This window comes from Pseudomonas sp. LBUM1641, assembly GCF_059716235.1.
In genome coordinates, this window is sequence record NZ_CP166815.1 from 2,203,098 (window position 1) to 2,224,038 (window position 20,941).

Here is a 20,941-nt window from a genome sequence, read left to right on the forward strand (position 1 = left end):
CATTTCACAGGTTGATCACTCGCTACAGATCAAGGGTTAACCGAACGTTAATCCGGCAAGATGAATATTGACACATGTAGCAACAAATTAGTTGCGTATACCTCTAAAAGCTATATCGTGGCATATGCCTCTATTTTGACCGGATGTCAGCGCAGTTGGCCCGGAACACAGACGGGCGAGGCAGGAGGAAAGCACTGTTCAGTGCCTCCTTCAGTGTTCAACTTCCTGTCTGGATCACACCTATGCTCAGCCTTGTGCGCATCGCATTGCGGCGCCCCTATACCTTCCTGGTATTGGCTATTTTCATTCTGATTGTGGGCCCGCTCGCGGCCTGGCGTACCCCGACCGACATCTTCCCCGAAATTCGCATCCCCGTGATTGCCGTAATCTGGCAGTACACCGGCTTGCCTCCGGATCAGATGGCCGGCCGGATCACCTCGCCGTTCGAGCGCGTGCTGACCACCACGGTCAACGACATTCGCCATATCGAGGCGGAGTCGTTGAACGGCTTCGGCATCGTCAAGGTGTACTTCCAGCCAGGCGTCAATATCAGTACCGCCAACGCGCAAATGACTTCGGTGTCCCAGGCCATCCTGCGTCAATTGCCACCGGGCACCACGCCGCCGCTGATTCTCAACTACAGCGCCTCGACCGTGCCGATCGTGCAATTGGCGTTGTCCGGTAAAGGCCTCAGCGAACAGAAACTCGGTGACCTGGGCCTTAACACCGTGCGCCTGATGCTGACCACGGTGCCCGGTGCGGCACTCCCATACCCGTTCGGCGGCAAGACCCGCCAGGTGCAGATCGACCTCGACTCGGCGCGGATGCAGGCGCGCGGGCTGTCGGCGCAGGACGTGGCCACCGCCCTGGCCACGCAGAACCTGATCACCCCAATAGGCACGCAAAAGATCGGCAGCTACGAGTTCAACCTGCAACTGAACAACTCGCCGACGGATTTCCACGACCTGGAAAACCTGCCGATCAAGACCGCCGACGGCACTACCGTGTTGATTCGTGACGTGGCCACCGTACGCGACGGCAACCCGCCGCAGACCAACATCGTGCACGTCAACGGCAACCGTTCGGTGCTGTTGCCGGTGCTCAAGACCGGTTCGGCCTCGACCCTCGGGGTGATCGCCGGCATTAAGGACAAACTGGCCGACAACAAAGGCGCGTTGCCGCCCAACCTGAACATCGACCTGATCGGCGACCAGTCGCTGTTCGTGCGTTCGGCCATCAGCGGTGTGGCCCGTGAAGGGGTGATTGCAGCGGCGCTGACCAGCCTGATGATCCTGTTGTTCCTCGGCAGTTGGCGCTCCACGGTGATCATCGCCACCTCGATTCCGCTGGCCATCCTGTCGTCGATTGCCACGCTGTCGGCGCTCGGTGAAACCCTCAACATCATGACCCTCGGCGGCCTGGCATTGGCCGTGGGGATTCTGGTGGACGACGCCACGGTGACCATCGAAAACATCAACTGGCACCTGGAGCAGGGCAAACCGGTGGAGACGGCGATCCTCGACGGTGCGGCGCAGATCGTCACGCCGGCGTTCGTGTCGCTGCTGTGTATCTGCATCGTGTTCGTGCCGATGTTTTTCCTGGAAGGCGTGGCGCGCTTCCTGTTTGTGCCGATGGCGGAAGCGGTGATCTTCGCGATGATCGCCTCGTTCATCCTCTCGCGAACCCTGGTGCCGACCCTCGCCAATTACCTGCTCAAGCCTCACGAACATCATGCGGACGGCACGCCGGTGGTCGCGCCGTCGAACAACCCGCTGGTGAAATTCCAGCGCGGGTTCGAGCGGCAGTTCGAGGCGTTTCGCGGGGTTTACCACGGGGCACTGGAAAGTGCCTTGCATCACCGCCGTATCGTGGTGATCGCGCTGCTGGCGTTTGTTGCCGTGTCGTTTGCGCTGGTGCCATTTCTCGGCCGCAACTTCTTCCCTGAGGTCGACTCCGGGCAGATCCTGCTGCATGTGCGTGCCCCGATCGGTACACGGGTCGAGAGCAATGCGCGGTTGGTCTCGCAGATCGAAAACACCCTCCACAAAGTCATCGACTCGCAGGAGCTGGCGGCCATCGTCGACAACATCGGCCTGGCCATCAGCGGGATCAACGTGGCCTACAACAACACCGGCACCGTTGGCTCCCAGGACAGCGATATCCAGATCAGCCTGAAAGAGGGCCATCGTCCCACCGCCGATTACATGCGCGAACTGCGTGAACGACTGCCCCGTGAATTCCCGAATGCGGTGTTCTCGTTCCCGGCGTCGGACATCGTCGGGCAGATCCTCAACTTCGGGTCTTCCGCGCCGGTGGATGTGCAAGTCAGCGGCAATAACCTGCCAGCCAACTTCACCTATGCCAGCACGTTGCTGCGGGAAATCCGGCGGGTGCCGGGTGTGGTGGATGCGCGTATCCAGCAGTCGCGGCAACTGCCGACTTTCAATATCAACGTGGACCGTACTCAAGCCCAACTGGTGGGCCTGAACGAGCGCGACGTGACCAACAGCCTGGTGGTTAACCTCGCCGGTTCCAGCCAGGTGGCGCCGACGTTTTGGCTCAACCCGGCCAACGGCGTGTCCTACCCGATTGTGATGCAAACCCCGCAATACGGCCTCGACACCCTGGCCGCCTTGCATAACCTGCCGTTGAGCGGCAGTGCGGGTGCGGCATCGGACCAGACCCTCGGCGGCCTGGCATCCATCGACCGCAGCCACAGCAACTCGGTGGTGACCCAGTCGGATATCCAGCCGGTGGTGGAGGTGTTGACCGCGATCCAGGGCCGCGACCTCGGCGCCGTCGCCGCCGACATCCAGAAGATCCTCGCCGCCCACGCCAGCGAGGTGCCCACCGGTTCCAAAGTGCTGTTGCAGGGCCAGGTGCAAACCATGAACGCGGCTTTCAGCGGCTTGCTGTTTGGCCTGCTTGGCGCGGTGGTGCTGATCTACCTGTTGATCGTGGTCAACTTCCAGTCATGGGCTGACCCGTTCGTGATCATCACCGCCTTGCCGGCGGCGCTCGCGGGGATTGTGTGGATGCTGTTCATCACCCACACGCCGCTGTCGGTACCGGCGTTGACCGGGGCGATCATGTGCATGGGCGTGGCCACCGCCAACGCGATCCTCGTGGTGAGCTTCTGCCGCGAACGCCTGGCGGTGCACGGGGATGCGGTGCAGGCGGCGCTTGAAGCCGGCTTTACCCGTCTGCGTCCGGTATTGATGACCGCGATTTCGATGATCATCGGCATGGCGCCCATGGCCCTGAGCCTGGGGGAGGGCGGCGAACAGAACGCTCCCCTGGGCCGTGCGGTCATCGGCGGGCTGGCCTTCGCCACCATTGCCACGTTGTTCCTGGTTCCGCTGATTTTCAGTCTTGTGCACGGGCGGCGTCAGCACGCCACGCTTGCGACCACCGCCACTCAAGGGGTTTGACATGTCCACTTCCGTTTCCAATCCGGGTTCACCCCGCCGTAAATCCCGTGGTCTGCTCTGGCTCGTGCTGGGGCTGGTGATGCTGGTCGCCGTGGTGGTGTTCGGCATCGGCGTGCGCGCCAGCGAATCCCGCGACCTGAAAACCTGGACCGATGCCCAGGCCTTGCCCAGCGTGATCCTGATCACTCCGAGCGTGCAGCCCCAAGGGCCGATCCTGAATTTGCCGGGGCGCCTTGAGGCGTACTCCCGAGCGTCGATCTTTGCCCGGGTCAATGGCTACCTCAAGACCTGGAACGTCGACATCGGCGACCACGTGAAGGCCGGGCAACTGCTGGCCGAAATCGACACGCCGGAGCTCGATCAACAACTGCTGCAAGCCAAGGCTGTACTGGCTTCGGCCCAGGCCGACGAGTCGCTGGCACAGACCACCGCCAAGCGCTGGCAGGCGATGCTGGCCTCGGATTCGGTGTCGCGCCAGGACGTGGATGAGCGCACCGGCGACCTCACCGCCAAGCAGGCCAAAGTGGTCGCGGCCAAGGCCAACGTCGACCAGTTGGTTGCCACCAAGGGTTTCCAGCGGTTGACCGCACCGTTCGCCGGCGTGGTCACCGCGCGTTCCACCGATGTGGGTGCCTTGATCAGTGCCGGTGGTGCCACTGGCAAAGAGCTGTTCGCGGTCTCCGATGTCAGCCGCCTGCGGGTGTATGTGCAGGTGCCGCAGTCGTCGGCGCCGCAGATCAAGGTGGGCACCGTGGCGCGTCTCAGCGTGCCGGAATATCGCGGCGAAACCTTCACCGCCAAGGTGATCGCCACCGCTGATGCGGTCAACGCCGCGTCCGGCAGCACCCTGGTGCAACTGTTGGTGGACAACCCCGGCAGCCGCCTGTTGCCGGGCGGCTACACCAGCGTGCAGTTCACCTTGCCGGTGCAGACCGACGTGCTGCGCCTGCCTGCCAGCGCCCTGATATTCGATGACAAAGGCATGCGTGTGGCCACCCTCGATGCGAACAATCACGTGCACTTCAAGACCGTGACCATCGCCCGTGACTTTGGTGACAGCGTGGAAATCGGCAGTGGCCTCGTCGCCACTGACCGGGTGATCGACACCCCGCCCGACGGCCTGGCCGACGACGATTCGGTGCAACTGGCCGCCAACACCGCAGAGGCCAAACCCCATGGCTAAGCGTACTTGCCTGGTATTGATCGCGACCCTGGGTCTGGGCGCCTGCCACCTGGCGCCGCCGCTGGACGTGCCGGAGGTACCCGTGGCCGCGCAGTTCCATACCCAAGGACCGTGGACCGTCGGCACACCGAACGACCAAGCGAGTCGTGACGGTTGGTGGCATATCTACAAGGACCCGCAACTGGATGGGATGGAGCAGCAGTTGCTGCAAAACAACCCGGACTTGAGCGCGGCATTGGCTCACTATTCCCAGGCCCAGGCGTTTTTGGCCCAGGCGCAATCCGGGCTTTTTCCGAAGCTGATCGGTTCCAGCAATGCCCAGCGGATTCGCCAGTCGGACACCCGGCCACTGCGCTCAGCCAGCCCGCCGAATGTTTACGATTCCGGGACAGTGGGTGTAGAACTGGACTATGAAGTCGACCTCTGGGGCCGCGTGCGTGACACCGTTGCCGCCGGCACCAGCGACGCCCAGGCCGCCAAGGCAGACCTGGCTTCGGTGCGCTTGAGCTTGCAGGCTCAGTTGGCTGACAGCTACATCCGCCTGCGTGGCATCGACCGGCAAGACCAGTTGCTACAGGAAACCAGTGACGCTTACGCCAAGGCTCTGAGCCTGACTGAAGGCTTGCATGGCGGCGGTATCGTTTCCGGCCTGGACGTGGCGCGGGCGCGTACCCAGCTGTCGACGGTCAAGTCGCAACTGAGCCAGAACCGGGTGCAGCGTGCAGTGCTTGAACACTCGATAGCGGCGATGTTGGGTGAGTCCGCATCGACCTACGCGATTGCCCCCAGCGTCGCGGATATCGCCTTGCCCGGCGTGCCCACCGGCGTACCGTCTACGCTGTTGCAGCGCCGGCCGGATATCGCCGCTGCCGAGCGTCGGATTGCCTCGGCCAATGCACGCATAGGTGTGGCGAAAGCGGCCTGGTTCCCGGCCCTCACGCTGAGTGCCCAAGGCGGTTTCCAGAGTGATGAGTTCGCGCATTTGTTGAGTGCGCCCAACATTTTCTGGGCCATTGGCCCGTCGCTGGTGGGGACGATTTTTGATGGTGGCGCGCGCCAGGCCGGAGTCGACAGTGCCAAGGCGGCAACCGATGAAGCCGCAGCCAAGTATCGTGGTGTAGTGTTGACCGCGTTCGAGCAGGTGGAGAACAACCTGTCGATCATCTCCGGGCTCGACACTGCCCTGGTTGACCAGCGTGATGCTGCCGCTGCTGCGCAGTACGCCGAGGACTTGTCCCTGGCGCGCTATCGCCAGGGCGGCGCCGCGTACCTGGATGTGGTGACGGCGCAGGTAGCGTCGTTGCAGGCACAGCGAACTGTGCTGGATCTACAGACTCAACAGTTAAGCGCCAACGTAGGGTTGATCAAGGCATTGGGTGGCGGCTGGAATATTGCCCAACTGGCCCAAAAAAACCTGTAGGAGCGAGCTTGCTCGCGAAGGTCGTTAACGATTATGCGTATTTGTAGGTTAAACGCGGTGCTCTCGGGTTTTTCGCGAGCAAGCTCGCTCCTACAGTTAGTTATTTAGTTAGTTGCTGTGAACATTGAATCCAAGGAGTAGTGGCATGACTGATTACGTACCGCCAAAAGTCTGGACCTGGAAAACCCAAAACGGCGGCACTTTCGCCAGCATCAACCGGCCCATCGCCGGTGCGACCCACGACAAGGAATTGCCGGTCGGTCGTCATCCGTTGCAGCTGTATTCCCTGGCAACGCCCAATGGCCAGAAAGTCACGATCCTGCTGGAAGAGCTGTTGGCCCTGGGTCACCAGGGTGCGGAATACGATGCGTGGTTGATCAAGATCGGTGACGGCGACCAGTTCGGCAGTGGCTTCGTCGGCGTCAACCCAAACTCGAAGATTCCCGCGCTGCTGGACCGCAGCGGGCCCAAGCCAATTCGGGTGTTCGAGTCGGGGGCGATCCTGCAGTACCTGGCCGAGAAGTTCGGCGCGTTCTTGCCCACCGAACCGGCGGCCCGTGCCGAGTGCCTGTCGTGGTTGTTCTGGCAGATGGGCAGCGCGCCATATCTGGGCGGTGGTTTCGGGCATTTCTATGCCTACGCGCCGACCAAGATCGAATACGCCATCGACCGTTTCGCCATGGAAACCAAGCGCCAACTCGACGTGCTGGACAAGCAACTGGCCGAGCACGAATACATCGCTGGCGACGAATACACCATCGCCGACATGGCGATCTGGCCGTGGTATGGCGGCCTGGTGAAAGGCCGCTTGTATGAGGCGGGGGAGTTTCTCTCGGTGCAGGATTACACGCACGTGCTGCGCTGGGCCGATGCCATCGAAGCGCGGCCGGCGGTACAGCGAGGGCGCCGGGTCAACCGTGTGTCGGGCGAGCCTTCAGAGCAACTGCGCGAGCGGCATGAGGCGTCGGACCTCGACCTGCACCGTTGATAGAGCTGGCAACCCACACCTTGTGGCGAGGGGGCTTGTCCCCCGTTGGGCTGCGTAGCAGCCCTGAAAATTTACCGCGTTTTTTCAGGAAAATTCGGTGAGCTTATTGGGGCTGCTGCGCAGCCCAACGGGGGACAAGCCCCCTCGCCACAGGTTTCTGCGGTGCCTTCACGGCGCTCCCACTTGGCAATCACCAGCGGTGCCAGGGCATTGCCCAGCACATTCAATGCGGTGGTCGGCATTTCCATCAGGCGATACACCCCGGCGATAAACGCGATGCCCTCCAACGGCAAGCCCGCACTCGCCAGGGTCGCCGACAGAATCACGAACATGAACCCCGGCACGCCGGCCGCGCCCTTGGACGTCAGCACCATGGTCACCACCAGCAGGGCCTGGTCGCCCAGGCTCAGGTCGATGCCATACAACTGCGCCACGAACAGCGTGCCGATCCCCAGGAACAGCGACGCACCGTCTAGGTTGAACGAATACCCCACCGGCACCACAAAGCTCACCAGCGAAGGCGGCACGCCGTAGGTTTCGAGCTTCTTCATCAGTTGCGGCATCACCGCCGCCGAGCTGGCGGTGGAGAACGCCAGGATCAGTTCGTCCTTGATATGCCGCATCAACGCAAACAGGTTGATCCCGCAAAGCCGCGCCACCAGGTTGAGCACCACCAGCACGAAGAACGCAATCGACACGTAGCTGACCATGATCAACTTGGCCAACGGCAGCAGCGAACTGAACCCGAAGTTGGCCACGGTGACCGCGATCATCCCGAACACGCCGATGGGCGAGTAGGCCATGATCATCGACGTCACCTTGAACATCGCCTCCGACACCCCGCGCAGCAGGGCAATCACCGGGTCTTTGCGCTCGGCCGGCAAGCGCGAAACCCCGAGGCCAAACATCACCGCGAAGAACAGCACCGACAGCAAGCTGCCCTGGGCCATGGCGTTGATCACGTTGTCCGGGATGATCCCGACAATGATCTGCCCCAGGCTGTGGCCACCGCCGGCGCTGCTGGTGGGCAAGGTCACCGCGCTGGCTTTCAGGCTGGCCAGTTCGGTGCCGGCGCCCGGCTGGAGCAGGTTGCCCATCACCAGCCCGACGATGATCGCCAACGTGGTGATGCAGAAGAAATAGCCCAGGGACTTGGCCCCGATGCGTCCCAGGGATTTACCGTCACCGTGCCCGGCAATGCCCACCACCATGCAGGCAAACACGATGGGCACGACGATCATCTTCATCAGCTTGATAAAGATATCGCCCGCCGGTTGCAGCAGGTTGTCCACCAGCCACGGCCGGGACTCGGGAAAACGGTGCAGCAGGGCACCGATGGCGATGCCGGCGAGCAGGCCGATCAGGATTTGCCAGACCAGCGCGATGCGGGGCTTGTGCATGGGAATGCCTCATTTATATCAATGATTATGAGTGTTGTTCTAGGCAGTCAATGAGCGGCCATCCGTGGCCGCCGGGTGGGGCGGGTATCCGTCAGCGCAATCGATGGCACGCTTCATTCAGGCGACGGCAACCTTCTTCAATCACTTCAAGCGAGCTGGCGAACGACAGCCGGATATACGGCGACATGCCGTACGCCGCACCACTCACGGTGGCCAGGCCGTGTTCCCGCAGCAGGTACTCGGCCAGTTGTGTGTCGCTGTCGATCCGCTCGCCGTGCTCGGTGGTCTTGCCCATCAATCCGGCGACGTTGGCGAACACGTAGAACGCGCCATCCGGCGGGGTGAAGCTCACGCCGGGTACGTCTTCGAGCAGGCTCAGCATGTGTTCGCGGCGTTGCTGGTACACCTCGCGCATCCCGGCGATGGGCGCCTGGTCGCCGGCGAAGGCGGCAACCGCAGCGGCCTGGCTGAGAGAGCTAGGGCAGGTGGTGGTTTGCGAAAGCAGCTTGGCAATGGCCGCGATCAGCCACGCCGGGCCTGCACCGAAACCCAGGCGCCAGCCGGTCATGGCATAGCCCTTGGAGGCACCGTTGACGATCAGCGTGCGCGGCTTCAAATCCGGTGCGAGTCGGGTCAGGGACACGTGGCGGGCAGCGTCGTAGACAAAGTGCTCGTAGATCTCGTCAGCCATGATCAGCACATGGGGATGACGCCGCAGCACCTCGGCCAGGGCCAACAGCTCGGCTTCGTTGTACACCGCGCCGCTGGGGTTGTTCGGGCTGTTGAGGATCACCCATTTGCTGCGCGGGGTGATCGCCTGTTCCAGGGCTTGCGGCGACAGCTTGAACCCCAGTGACTCATCGCCGGGAATGATCACCGGCGTTGCGTCATTCAGCCGCGCGATGTCCGGGTACGACACCCAATACGGCGTGTGCACGATGACTTCGTCGCCGCGATTCAGGGTCGCCGCCAGGGCGTGATAGATGATGTGCTTGCCACCGCAGCCGGCAATCACTTCGTCCAGCCCATAGTCCAACTGGTTATCACGCTTGAGCTTGAGGCAAATCGCCTGGCGCAGGGCGAGGGTGCCGCTGGTGGAGGTGTAATGGGTGTCACCACTGTGCATCGCGGCGCTGGCTGCTTCGAGGATGTGCGCGGGTGTATCGAAGTCCGGCTCGCCCACGGTGAAGTTGACGATGTCCCGACCCTGGGCGCGCAGTTCGCTGACCAGCGCGTTGGCGGCGATGCTCGGTGAGGGCGCAATGCCCAGCACCCGATCGGACAGAAATGCAGTGCTCATGATGTACCCCTTCAACCCGCCAGGCCGGCCTGTTGCAGCACCTTGTCGATCCAGCTCTGGCGCACCGCACCGCTGGCGATTTCGGCTTTGACTTCCTCTTCGTGGGCCGCGTGTTGTGCAGCCTTGCGCAGTACTTCGGCGGCGTCGGCCTGGGAGAAGGCGACCAGGCCGTCTTCGTCACCCACCAGCACATCCCCCGGGTTGATCAGCATGCCGCCGATGGACACCGGCACATTCACTTCCCCCGGGCCGGTCTTGTAAGGCCCGCAATGCACCACGCTGCGGGCGTAGCAGGGCGTGTCCTCGAAGCTCGCGACATCCCGAATCGCCCCGTCAATCACAAACCCCACACAGCCGCGTTGCTGGGCGTAGAGCTTGACCAACTCGCCGATCACCGCGTTGTTGGTGTCGCCCTGGGCGTCCACCACCAACACGTGGCCGGGCTCCAGCATGCTCATGGCCTTGTAGATCAGCAGGTTGTCGCCAGGGCGGGTTTTTACCGTGAGCGCGGTGCCCACCAGCTTGCCGGTACGGTTGTAGCGGTTCAGCCCACGGGCGCCGATGTGCCGGCCGAGGTTGTCGCTGATGTGCGGGGTGACCACGTGAGTGAAGGCTTCAAGCACTTCGGCAGAAGCCAGCGGTGGGTTGGGGAGGATGCGGGAACCGGGCAAGGACATGGCTGTAACTCCGATTGATCTTATGGGTCTGTGGCTAGATCTTAGGAGCGATGAAGAAGCAGTTTTAGCGATATTTTATTATCTGATAGGATCGCTTTTTCTCATGGGAGGTGGCCGATGATCACGTTCAAGCAAATCGACGCGTTGTACTGGATTGCCGAGCTGGGCAGTTTCGAAGCGGCGGCGAACAAGCTGAACATGTCGCAGTCGGCGATTTCCAAGCGCATCCAGGAGTTGGAAGAAACCTTCGATGTCGAGATTTTCGACCGCAGCAAACGCAATGCCCGGCTGACCGAAAAAGGCGCCGAGTTGCTCGACTACGCCAAGGACCTGCTGGAGCGCCGCGACTACTTGCTGGAGCGGGTCAGCACCCGTGAAGTGCTGGTGCGCAGGTTTCGCCTGGGGGTGACGGAACTGACGGCCTTCACCTGGTTGCCGGCGCTGGTGGAAGCGTTGCGTGAGGCGTATCCCAAAGTGCAGATCGAGCCGTCAGTAGAGTTGAGCAGCGAGCTGTTTCGCAAGCTGGAGAGTGATGAACTGGACCTGGTGATCGTGCCCGATGCCTACAGTGATTCGCGCTTCCTGAGTACGCCGTTGGGCAGTGTGGAAAACGCCTGGATGTGCGCCCCGTGGTTAGTCAGTGAGCCTGATCCGGTAGGGCTTGAGGCGTTGGCGGGGTACACGGTGCTGACCCAGGGTTCGCACTCCGGGACGGGCCTGCTTTATGAGCGCTGGCTGGCGGCGCATGCTGTGCAGATGCCGCGTAAGCTGACCAGCCATAACTTGCTGGTGCAGGTCGGGCTGGCGCTGTCGGGGGTGGGGGTGAGTTACTTGCCCAAGGCGTGCTTGTCGCATTTGATCGAGCGCGGAGAATTACGCGCATTGGAGACGGAACCGGCGCTGCCCAAGGTTGGGTATGTGGCGTTGCATCGCGGGGATCGGCAGTTTGGCTTGAACCAGAATGTGGCGCAGTTGGCGGTGCAGTGTTGTGATTTTTCGCGGTTGTTGTTTTGAGTGTATATCCGTTATTTAGGTAACGGCTACTTAGGGTTCCGCTCTTACAGCGGGTCACTTTTGAAAAGCCGGAATGCCGGCCCAGTCAAAAGTAACCAAAACGCTCTGCCCCGCCTGTCGGCACCTCGCCTAGGCTCGGTGTGCCCTCACTCCGGCATTACTCCGCGGGCCGCCGCGCCGGGCCATCCATGGCCCGGCGCGGCTAAACCGGCGTCCTGCCGGTTTACCCGCTCCGCAATACCTGCGTTCGGCCTCGGGCTGAATGGGGCAGTCAGATCAAAATCAAAAGCAGAGCACAGCGGCCTCCCGGCCGGCTTGAGTGTTAGAAGCAGAGGCAAGATCGAGAGCGAAAGCAGAGCTGCTTTTCTGTGGGAGCGGGCTTGCTCGCGAAAAACCTGAGACCGCCGCGTTGAATCAGGATGCCCGCGTCATCGTTAACGACCTTCGCGAGCAAGCCCGCTCCCACATTTGGAGCGTGCCCGCTTTAGATTCTGATTTTGCTGTTGCTGTTGCTTCACCACACTCAAGCCGGCCTGTAGGCCGCTGTGCTGTTGATCTGCTTTTGATCTTGATCTTAGGCGCCCCGTTAAACCACGCTGGCCGAACGCAGGCTTTGGAGCGTGGGTAACCCGGCAGGACGCCGGGTTAGCCGCGCTGGGCCAAGGATGGCCCATCGCGGCGGCCCACGCTCCAAAGCCGGAGTGAGGGCACACCGAGCCCAAGCGAGGTGCCGAGTGGTGGGGCAAGAGCGTTTTGCTTACTTTTGCGCTGTTCAAAAGTGAGCCGCTGTAAGAGCGGAACCAATAGTAGCCGTAACAAAACCAACGGATATGCCCCCAATCACCGCCCCCAACGCCATATGCCTGACGCCCCGAACCGCTGAGTGAGCCGTTGTTGGCCTACCAGCGGTAAGTCACCGAACTCGTACTGCTTGCCTTCGGTGGGCACAAACACTTGCCCGGCCTTGCTCACACCCGCTACCGGGAAGAACGATTCGCTGTAGCTCAGGTACGGTGCCAGGCCGTTGTCAGCCTTGTACACCAACCCTGCGCGCGAGGTGGTGGCCTCGTCGAACTTGATCTGGTCCTGGAAATACACGCCTTTTTGCAGGGAGTCGATCTGCGAACCACGGTCGGTACTCGGTGATCGGTTGACCACGACCGGCTGGTTGTTGATGGCGTTCGCAAGGTCCAACGACGGAGCATTGCCACGGAAGTTGTGGGCGGTGTGCGTGGAATGAAAGCAAGCACGGGCCAGGTAGGACCCCTATATTTATGCGGCCCTTGCTGATAAATAGAGCGGGTGAATCCCCAAGTAGATACCCGGTGTAATCAATCATGAAGCGCCATTTCGAAGATTTGCAGTTGGGCAGCATCGAGCTGTTCTGCCTGGCTGCCGAGGCCAGCAGCTTTACCGCCGCCGCCCAAGTGGCGGGCGTGACGCCGGCGGCGGTGAGCCGCAGCATCTCTCGGCTGGAAGAACGCCTGGGTTCCCGATTGTTTGTACGCACTACCCGCAGCATCCGCCTGACCGATGGCGGGCGGACGTTTTTCGAGCAATGCCGCCAGGCCCTCACGCAACTGGTGGAAGCCCAGCAGGAAATGATGGGCGCGCAATCGGTGCCGTCCGGGCTGTTGCGCATCAGCATCCCGACCACCTACGGCCATCACCGGATCCTGCCGCTGCTGCCGAAATTCCGTGCGCTGTACCCGCAAGTCACCGTGGATATCCACATCAGCAACCGCAATATTGATTTCGTCGCCGAAGGCTATGACCTGGCCATCCGCGTGCGTGCCCAGCCGGACTCGACGCTGATTGCGCGGTTGCTGGAAGACGCCAAGCTGGTGGTGGTTGCGGCGCCGTCGTATCTGAAGCGTGCCGGCACGCCCCAAACCCTGGAGGATTTGCCGGACCATGAGTGCATCCAGTACGAATTGCCGAGCAACGGGCGGCGCATTTCCTGGCTGTTCCAGGTGGACGGCAAGGAGCGGGAGTTTGCCGGTGAAGCGGGCTACAGCTGCTCTGACGATGTGCTCGGTGGCGTAACCCTGGCCAAGCACGGTGCCGGACTGTTCCAGACCTATAAATTCATCGTCGAGGACGAGTTGGCCAACGGCAGCCTGGTGGAGGTGTTGCAGCCTTACGGTGGACGCTCACGGCCGTTTACCTTGCTGTATCCCCACGGCCGCTACGTGCCCCATCGGGTGCGGGCGTTTGTGGACTTTCTGCTGGAGCATCGCGCCGAATGGGCGGCGCTGTAGCGGCGGATAAATCCCAGGTCAGCATCAGTTGGCCGATGGCAGTATCGATGGCATTAGCGTCAACGCCATCCCGGGCCAGGATCGACACACCCTGCAGGAAACTGTCGTAGACCGTAGCCATCGCACGGGCGTTGGTCTCGGCGGGTAACTGGCCTGCGCGAATGCCACGCTCGACGCAATGCACAATGCCCGCTCGGGTGCGCTCCCGTGAATGAGTCAGCGCATGGGTCACTTGCGCGTTCTCGGGGGAGGGCGCGCTCATCACGCCCAGGGCCACCATGCAGCCTTTGGGATGCCCCTCTTCACACTGCATGCGTGCGGATTGGCGCAGCGCGGTCTCGATGGCCTGGCGCGGTGGCAGGCCGTCATCCCACAGGCATTCGGTGACCTGGGCGAACGTCGCCAGATAACGCTGCACGCATTCCTGGAAAAGCGCGTCCTTAGAGCCGAACGCCGCGTAAAAACTCGGCGCGGAGATGCCACCGCCCAATCCGCTTTTCAACTGGCTCAGGGACGTGGCGTCGTAACCGTGCTCCCAGAACAGGTGCATGGCCTGTTCCACGGCCTGGTCTCGGTCGAAAGTGCGGGGGCGGCCCATCTGCGCCATGGGGGAATCCTCTCGGGGTAATGAGATAAATACTAGTCGATACATAAGTCGTTGACAACGCTACGTGGTGCGCCCAACATTTATATCGATCGGTATTTAAGTCCTCTAGTTCAAGGAGTTTCCCTGTGACCCCCTCAACCACCTTATCGGCAGACGCCGTTCCCGACCGCTTGCCCATCGGCGCCTTGCTCGCCCTGGCCATGACCGGTTTTATCTGCATCGTCACTGAAACCCTGCCGGCAGGCCTGTTGCCGCTGATCAGCGATGGCCTGGGCGTTTCAGCGTCCATGGCCGGGCAGATGGTCACCGCCTATGCGCTGGGTTCGGTGCTGGCGGTGATCCCGCTGACCATCGCTACTCGCGGCTGGCGTAGACGCAATGTGCTGCTGCTGACCATCGTCGGTTTTCTGCTGTTCAATTCCATCACGGCGCTGTCGTCCCACTACGGGCTCACGCTGCTGGCGCGGTTCCTCGCCGGGATGGCCGCCGGGCTGGCCTGGAGTTTGTTGGCCGGCTATGCGCGGCGCATGGTTGAACCGCATCAGCAGGGCAAGGCATTGGCGCTGGCCATGGTAGGAACGCCGATTGCCCTGTCACTCGGCGTGCCGCTAGGCACCTGGCTGGGTGGACTGGTGGGCTGGCGCACCACGTTCGGGATCATGTCGGCGCTGACCCTGGTGTTGATTGTCTGGGTGCTGGTGAAAGTACCGGATTATCCCGGCCAGTCGGCCCATCAGCGCATGCCGTTGCGCAAGGTGCTGACCACGCCGGGCGTGCGGCCAGTGCTGGCGGTGGTGATCTCATGGATGCTCGCTCACAACATTCTCTATACCTACATCGCGCCGTTTGTGGCCCCGGCGGGCTTGGTTGATCGGGTGGATCTGGTGTTGTTGGTGTTTGGTGTGGCGGCGCTGCTCGGGATTTGGGTGACGGCCAGGTTGGTGGATGGGGCGTTGCGCAAGACCGTTTTGATCAGCCTGGCGGGCTTCGCGGCGACGTGCCTGGCGTTCGGTTTTCTCGCGCAGGTGCCCGGTGTGATTTATGTCGGTGTGGCGGTCTGGGGCTTGAGTTTTGGCGGCGCGGCAACGTTGCTGCAAACGGCATTGGCGGACGCGGCCGGGGACGGGGCAGACGTGGCACTGTCGCTGAATGTGGTGGCCTGGAACAGCGCCATTGCGGGAAGTGGTGTGGTGGGCGGAGTGTTGCTCGATACCTGGGGTGTGGCGTCATTCCCGTGGGCGATGTTGGTGTTGCTGGCGGTGGGTTTTGCGATTACGTGGGCCGCTCGCAACCATGGTTTCAAACCTGGGTTCAGGGCGCACGGCAAGCCTGCGGTTGGCGGGGACTGATATTTCCAAAGTCGCTGAAATAACCGGTTCTAACATCAGACAAATCTTAAAATAATCCGCCAATCGGCCGATATCCCGAGGCATAGGCTTTTAACCCCGGGAGTATTGGCATGAGCATCAAGAGAATGTCTGCAATCCATGTTGGCCTGCTGTTCAGCCTCTCCGGCGCCTGCATGGCCGCGAGCCCGGTGGGGCAGGGAGTCATTTACTTTCACGGCAGCATTGTCGAGGCGTCTTGCACGCCGCTCACCATGGCCGACGGACTAAAACTCAGCAACTGCCCGAGCCTGGCACGTGGCAGCGCCATCAGCGTCCGTAACGTGGAGCCGGTGAGCTCGGTCACTGCCCTTGATCACAGCGCCGTCAGCGTGAAACTGGTCGCCGACAGCGGGCGGTCGGGGCCTTATTACCAGCAGCAATACACATTGGTGGATGGCCAAGGGAAGCCTGTGAATTCAGGCAAGTACCTGGTGACATTGACCTCCCCTTAAGCGGAATAAAACCGGCTTATTCAGGTGCCTTGACTAGCATGTACTTGCTGAAATTATTGATGTGATCGTCGAGGTTATCCTCAAGCATCATCCGGTACTGATCACAGAAATACTTCAGCATCGCTTCACGGGCCTGGGCCATTTCTTCGCCGGATTTAAAGCTGCGTGCGCTGACCCAGGCATTGAACCGTGTGGTGCCGAACATCATAGAGGCGCTGATTTTGCCTAGGTCGGCGAACGCCCTGAACTGCTCGTTGGACAGCTCGATGTGCGCGTCCGCGCGGTCGTAGAAGCCGTTGTCGGTAGTGTCTGGCATTGCGGTTACCTTCCTGTTCGTGAGTGCGGCGAAGGTACCGCCGCGCTCCCCGGGAAGGCAACCACGTTGGCCGCTTCAGGCCTCATTTATTGCGCGTCACCCTCCACACCGTGTTGGCCAGGTCATCGGCAATGATCAGCGCACCCTTCGGATCAACCGTGACCCCCACCGGCCGCCCGCGAGTCTTGCCATCATCTCCACGGAAACCCGTGGCGAAGTCCAGCGGTTCGCCGGCCGGCTTGCCATTGCGGAACGGCACGAAGATCACCTTGTAGCCCACCGGATTATCCCGGTTCCAGCTGCCGTGCTCGCCGACGAATACGCCGTCGGCATATTTCTCGCCCATGGCCGGGATGGAGAAGTCGACGCCCAGTGCCGCGACGTGGGAACCCAGGCTGTAATCCGGTTTGATCGCGGCGGCGACCTTGGCCGGGTTTTGCGGTTGGGCGCGGGTGTCGACGTTGTGGCCCCAATAGCTGTAGGGCCAGCCGTAGAACTCACCTTCGCGCACCGAGGTCAGGTAATCCGGTACCAGGTCCGGGCCCAATTCATCCCGTTCGTTGACCACCGCCCACACCTGCCCGGAGCCCGGTTGAATGGTCAGGGCGGTCGGGTTGCGCAAGCCGGTTGCATAAGGCTTGTGAGCGCCGGTGGCGGCGTCGATCTGCCAGACCATCGCCCGGTCGATCTCGACCTCCATGCCGCGCTCGGTGATGTTGCTGTTGGACCCGATGCCGACATACAGCGAGCGGCCATCGGGGCTGATCGCCAGGGATTTGGTCCAGTGATGATTGATCGCGGCAGGCAGGTCGGTGACGGTGGTGGGCGGGCCACCGGCCTTGGTCTGGCCGTCTTCGTAGTCGAAGCGCACCAGCGCATCCTGATTGGCCACGTACAGCTTGCCGTCGGCAAATGCCAACCCATACGGTGCGTTGAGGTTGTCGGCGAACACGGTTTTCAGCTCGTAGGTGCCGTCACCGTCGGCATCGCGCAGCAGGGTCAGGCGATTGCCACCCTTGACCTTGGTGTTGCCCTCGGCCTTGATCACGCTGGCGATCACGTCCTTGGGCTTGAGCTTCGCCGCGCTGCCGCCGCGGCCTTCGGCGACGAGGATGTCACCGTTGGGCAGCACCAGGGTCTGGCGCGGAATCCGCAGGTCGGTAGCGATGGCCGTGATGCTGAAACCCTCGGGCACGGTGGGTTTCTGCTCACCCCAGGCCACCGGTTCGGCGATCTTCATGCTGGGCAGCAGGCCGCGTTGAGGTTCCGGCAGCTTGGGGTCGGGGCCGCGAGCCTGAGTGCTGTCGGCTTCGCCACCGCAGGCGCTCAACAATATCGCCATGCTTAAAACGGTCAGCGTGCTGGAAGGCTTCATTGGGCACCTCCCGAACGCAGGTTGGTCAGGCCGACCCACGTGGTCACGCAGGCCAGCAGGGTCACGATTGCGGACAGCACCAGGCCCGAAGGCATCACGGCCCAGGCATCCTTCGCATGTTCAAAGGCGTTGACCAGGCCCAGTGCCCAGGTGACCAGCAACAGCAGGAAGTACACCGTCGGGCGCCCGGCCTTGCGGTCGGCCCGCAGCAGGTTGACCAGCGCAAACAACCCCGCCAGCCCACAGAACACCAGGCCGCCGGCGATCAGCCAGGCGGCGAAGTTGCTCCATTGGATCTGGTAGGTCTGGTAGTAGGCAATGTCACTCAGCAAGGCGCCGAGAAACAGCGGGACGGTACCGGCCAGCAAGGTCGCGTGAAGCGGGCCAGGCGTGCAGCGGTAGGTGAGGGCGGGGGTGACGGTCACGGGCGGCTCCTTATCGTTGAGCGGCCCTGATGAGGCTCATCAGGGCCGCGCTGACTGCGCTTAAGGAAGGAGCCTGCTGCTTGCGCGTTAGTTCACCGTCTATTCGTTTCTAAATATGTTGTGTCAGTTGATGCGTGGATGCTGTTGCACCAGGTTTTCGCGCTTGGCTTCCAGTTCGGCGATTTGCGCGTCGATGTCTTCGATCTTCTGCTCGATATTGTCTTCGTGCTCCTGCAGCAGCTCCTTGGCTTCCTCGATATCCGACGCCGCCGGCGCTGCGCCGCGCAGGGGTTTGTTGGCGGTTTCCTTCATGGTCAGGGCGGTGAAAAGCCCCAATACGGCGAACACCATCAGGTAGTAGGCCGGCATGTACAGGTTGTTGGTGGTCTCCACCAGCCATGCCATGGCGGTCGGCGTGAGGCCGGCCACCAGGATCGAGATGTTAAAGGCGCTGGCCAACGCGCTGTAGCGGATGTGGGTAGGGAACATCGCCGGCAGGGTGGACGCCATCACGCCGATAAAGAAGTTGAGCACCACCGCAATGATCAGCAGCCCCGAGAAAATCAGCCCGAGTTTGCCGCTGTTGATCAGCATGAACGCCGGAATGGCGAGGAAGAACAGCGCGATGCTGCCGAACAGAATGAAGGGTTTACGCCCGATCTTGTCGCTGACAAAGCCAATCATTGGCTGCACGAACAACATGCCGACCATGATCGCGATGATGATCAACACGCCGTGGTTTTCGCTGTAGTGCAGGTTGTGAGACAGGTAGCTCGGCATGTACGTGAGCAGCATGTAGTAGGTGACGTTGGTCACCACCACCACGCCGACGCAGGTCATCAGGCTGCGCCAGTGCTTGGTGGCGACTTCCTTGAACGACACTTTCGGGCCGCCCGCCAGGCCTTCGCGATCGCCTTGTTCGAGTTGCTCCACATGCTGTTGAAAGGCCGGTGTTTCTTCCAGGGCATGACGCAAGTAGAGCCCGATCATGCCCAATGGCAGCGCGAGGAAGAACGGCAGGCGCCAGCCCCAGGACTGGAACGCCTCTTCGCCGATCACCGCCGAAATCAACACCACGACACCGGCGCCAAGGACGAAGCCGGCGATGGAGCCGAAGTCCAGCCAGCTGCCGAGGAAGCCGCGCTTGCGGTCCGGGGCGTATTCGGCGACGAAGATTGACGCGCCGGTGTACTCACCGCCCACCGAGAAGCCCTGGGCCATCTTGGCCAAGAGCAACAGGATCGGCGCCCAGATCCCGATCGAGTCATAAGAGGGGATCAAACCGATGGCAAAGGTGCTGATGGACATGATCACGATGGTCGCGGCCAGGACCTTTTGCCTGCCGTATTTGTCCCCCAGTCGGCCGAAAAACAGGCCGCCCAACGGGCGAATCAGGAACGGCACCGAGAAGGTCGCCAGGGCGGCGATCATCTGTACGCTGGGGGATGCCTCGGGGAAAAACACCTTGCCGAGTACATAGGCGACAAAGCCGTATACGCCGAAGTCGAACCATTCCATGGCGTTGCCCAGCGCAGCGGCGGTGATCGCCTTGCGCATCTTGGCGTCGTCGACGATGGTGATGTCATCCAATCCAATCGGATTGACGGTTTTCTTGCGTGATTTCATGGGAATTACTCAGCCCTGGTCCATTTCATTGCCATTGTTTTAATGGCACGTGCTCTTTGGTCAGATACATGCGGACACTGAATAATTCACCGTTGGCTGGATTTTTTTGTTAATGGCCAGCAAATATCAATGGATCCGGTCGCCCCCCAGGGAATCACGCTGCATCGATTGCAGGTTTTTCTCGATGGTTTCGCAGATGGTCTCCATCTGGATCTGGTGTTCGCTGTCACGAAACGGGCTTTGCAAATCGGTGCCGATGCGTTCGATCGCCAGCAGCATGAAGCCCACCACCGTGGACGCCAGCGGGGTGAACCAGCCCAGGGATTCCACCAGGCCCACCGGCACGATCAGGCAGAACAGCGAAATGAACAGCCGTGGGAAATACACGTAAGGGTAGGGCAGCGGCGTATTGGCGATGCGCTCCATGCCGCCCTGGCTGTTGGACAAATCCACCAGGGTCGATTCCAGTCGCGCCAGGCGAATGCTGTCCAGGCGACCGGCCTTGTATTCCTGGGCCAGCAGGGCTGCGGAGCCGTTGAGGATGTCGTTGGAAAAGTTATTGGTACTGGTGCTGCGGGCGAACTCGTCGGCTGGCAGGAACGCGCGGATTTCCTCCGGGCAAGGCTGGCCCCGCAAGTGCGCCGCCAGGCAGTTCACGTAGGCCACGTGACGGCGCAGCAACGTCGACTTTATCGGGTTGACCTCATTGTTCGGGTCATCCAGCAGCGTCAGCACTTGCCGCGCAAAGCTGCGGGAATTGTTGACCATTGCGCCCCACAAGGTGCGTGCTTCCCACCAGCGGTTATAGGCGCTGCTGTTGCGGAAACTGATCAGCACCACCAGCGCCGAACCGAGCAAAGTCAGTGGCATCAGCGGCAGGTTGATCTTGCTGTTGAGGAACAGCATGAAGTCCACGGTGACGGCGATATCCCAGAGCAGGAGCCAGAACAGTGCCCAGCCCACATAGCCCATGGTCTTGATGATCAGGCGGTATTTTTTGATGATGGCAGCTTTCAAACGGAAACCTCGCGGCGAGCGGTAAACATCAATGCCCTAGCTCGGACGGTGTTTACCGGGT

18 protein-coding genes are annotated in these 20,941 nt (G+C 61.6%); 8 read left to right on the top strand and 10 right to left on the bottom strand.

Annotated features, from left to right (window positions below):
• Positions 1 to 242: 242 nt before the first annotated feature.
• The 4 genes from ACA046_RS10085 (at position 243) to yghU (ending at position 7,022) form a co-directional block, all read left to right on the top strand.
• Positions 243 to 3,431, top strand: a complete 3,189-nt coding sequence (locus ACA046_RS10085; protein ID WP_497676380.1) for an efflux RND transporter permease subunit — start codon at positions 243 to 245, stop codon at positions 3,429 to 3,431.
• Position 3,432: 1 nt separating this feature from the next.
• Positions 3,433 to 4,614, top strand: a complete 1,182-nt coding sequence (locus ACA046_RS10090) for an efflux RND transporter periplasmic adaptor subunit (RefSeq protein ID WP_459027420.1) — start codon at positions 3,433 to 3,435, stop codon at positions 4,612 to 4,614.
• A complete protein-coding gene (locus ACA046_RS10095; RefSeq protein WP_459027422.1) occupies positions 4,607 to 6,034 on the top strand; it encodes an efflux transporter outer membrane subunit in 1,428 nt (475 codons plus the stop codon). Before ACA046_RS10090 ends, ACA046_RS10095 begins: the two co-directional genes overlap by 8 nt.
• Before the next feature lie 145 nt (positions 6,035 to 6,179).
• Positions 6,180 to 7,022 carry a glutathione-dependent disulfide-bond oxidoreductase gene (yghU, locus tag ACA046_RS10100; protein ID WP_421553391.1) on the top strand — a complete coding sequence of 281 codons (843 nt, stop codon included), beginning with the start codon at positions 6,180 to 6,182 and terminating at the stop codon, positions 7,020 to 7,022.
• 71 nt (positions 7,023 to 7,093) lie between these two features.
• Here the strand turns inward: yghU and ACA046_RS10105 are convergent, their stop codons facing one another.
• The 3 genes from ACA046_RS10105 to ACA046_RS10115 all read right to left on the bottom strand — a co-directional run bounded on the left by ACA046_RS10105 (position 7,094) and on the right by ACA046_RS10115 (position 10,399).
• Positions 7,094 to 8,422 (bottom strand): cation:dicarboxylate symporter family transporter, encoded by a 1,329-nt coding sequence (locus tag ACA046_RS10105; protein WP_167662487.1) that lies wholly within the window; start codon positions 8,420 to 8,422, stop codon positions 7,094 to 7,096.
• Between the two features lie 91 nt (positions 8,423 to 8,513).
• Positions 8,514 to 9,722 (bottom strand): pyridoxal phosphate-dependent aminotransferase, encoded by a 1,209-nt coding sequence (locus tag ACA046_RS10110; protein WP_497676381.1) that lies wholly within the window; start codon positions 9,720 to 9,722, stop codon positions 8,514 to 8,516.
• Positions 9,723 to 9,733: 11 nt separating this feature from the next.
• Positions 9,734 to 10,399 (bottom strand): RraA family protein, encoded by a 666-nt coding sequence (locus tag ACA046_RS10115; protein ID WP_076014563.1) that lies wholly within the window; start codon positions 10,397 to 10,399, stop codon positions 9,734 to 9,736.
• A 117-nt stretch (positions 10,400 to 10,516) separates the two neighbouring features.
• On the opposite strand from ACA046_RS10115, the gene ACA046_RS10120 reads away from it, so the two are divergent.
• Positions 10,517 to 11,413, top strand: coding sequence for a LysR family transcriptional regulator (locus ACA046_RS10120; protein WP_063031899.1), 897 nt, complete (start codon positions 10,517 to 10,519; stop codon positions 11,411 to 11,413).
• Positions 11,414 to 12,253: 840 nt separating this feature from the next.
• Here the strand turns inward: ACA046_RS10120 and ACA046_RS10125 are convergent.
• A complete protein-coding gene (locus ACA046_RS10125; RefSeq protein ID WP_497676382.1) occupies positions 12,254 to 12,607 on the bottom strand; it encodes a hypothetical protein in 354 nt (117 codons plus the stop codon).
• 143 nt (positions 12,608 to 12,750) lie between these two features.
• Here ACA046_RS10125 and ACA046_RS10130 point away from each other — a divergent pair, with 143 nt between their 5' ends.
• A complete protein-coding gene (locus tag ACA046_RS10130) occupies positions 12,751 to 13,674 on the top strand; it encodes a LysR family transcriptional regulator (RefSeq protein ID WP_497676383.1) in 924 nt (307 codons plus the stop codon).
• On the opposite strand, the gene ACA046_RS10135 is transcribed toward ACA046_RS10130, so the two are convergent.
• Positions 13,577 to 14,281: a TetR/AcrR family transcriptional regulator gene (locus tag ACA046_RS10135; protein WP_076016146.1), complete on the bottom strand. Its 705-nt coding sequence runs from the start codon at positions 14,279 to 14,281 to the stop codon at positions 13,577 to 13,579. The genes ACA046_RS10130 and ACA046_RS10135 overlap by 98 nt on opposite strands.
• A gap of 125 nt (positions 14,282 to 14,406) precedes the next feature.
• Here ACA046_RS10135 and ACA046_RS10140 point away from each other — a divergent pair, with 125 nt between their 5' ends.
• Together ACA046_RS10140 and ACA046_RS10145 are read left to right on the top strand one after the other, a co-directional pair.
• Complete coding sequence (locus tag ACA046_RS10140; RefSeq protein ID WP_497676384.1) at positions 14,407 to 15,630, top strand: MFS transporter; 1,224 nt, start codon at positions 14,407 to 14,409, stop codon at positions 15,628 to 15,630.
• A gap of 110 nt (positions 15,631 to 15,740) precedes the next feature.
• Positions 15,741 to 16,121 carry a type 1 fimbrial protein gene (locus tag ACA046_RS10145; RefSeq protein WP_076016144.1) on the top strand — a complete coding sequence of 127 codons (381 nt, stop codon included), beginning with the start codon at positions 15,741 to 15,743 and terminating at the stop codon, positions 16,119 to 16,121.
• Between the two features lie 16 nt (positions 16,122 to 16,137).
• Here the strand turns inward: ACA046_RS10145 and ACA046_RS10150 are convergent, their stop codons facing one another.
• The 5 genes from ACA046_RS10150 to ACA046_RS10170 form a co-directional block, all read right to left on the bottom strand.
• Positions 16,138 to 16,437, bottom strand: coding sequence for a DUF3144 domain-containing protein (locus ACA046_RS10150; protein WP_076016143.1), 300 nt, complete (start codon positions 16,435 to 16,437; stop codon positions 16,138 to 16,140).
• A gap of 82 nt (positions 16,438 to 16,519) precedes the next feature.
• Positions 16,520 to 17,812 carry a PQQ-dependent sugar dehydrogenase gene (locus tag ACA046_RS10155; RefSeq protein ID WP_497676385.1) on the bottom strand — a complete coding sequence of 431 codons (1,293 nt, stop codon included), beginning with the start codon at positions 17,810 to 17,812 and terminating at the stop codon, positions 16,520 to 16,522.
• Positions 17,809 to 18,237, bottom strand: a complete 429-nt coding sequence (locus tag ACA046_RS10160; protein WP_076016141.1) for a DUF2231 domain-containing protein — start codon at positions 18,235 to 18,237, stop codon at positions 17,809 to 17,811. The genes ACA046_RS10155 and ACA046_RS10160 overlap by 4 nt, the downstream gene beginning before the upstream one ends.
• Positions 18,238 to 18,360: 123 nt before the next feature.
• On the bottom strand, positions 18,361 to 19,863 hold the full coding sequence (gene proP / locus ACA046_RS10165) for a glycine betaine/L-proline transporter ProP (RefSeq protein ID WP_076016140.1): 1,503 nt from the start codon (positions 19,861 to 19,863) through the stop codon (positions 18,361 to 18,363).
• Positions 19,864 to 19,989: 126 nt separating this feature from the next.
• Positions 19,990 to 20,880 carry a bestrophin family protein gene (locus tag ACA046_RS10170; RefSeq protein ID WP_318303826.1) on the bottom strand — a complete coding sequence of 297 codons (891 nt, stop codon included), beginning with the start codon at positions 20,878 to 20,880 and terminating at the stop codon, positions 19,990 to 19,992.
• Positions 20,881 to 20,941 lie beyond the last annotated feature (61 nt).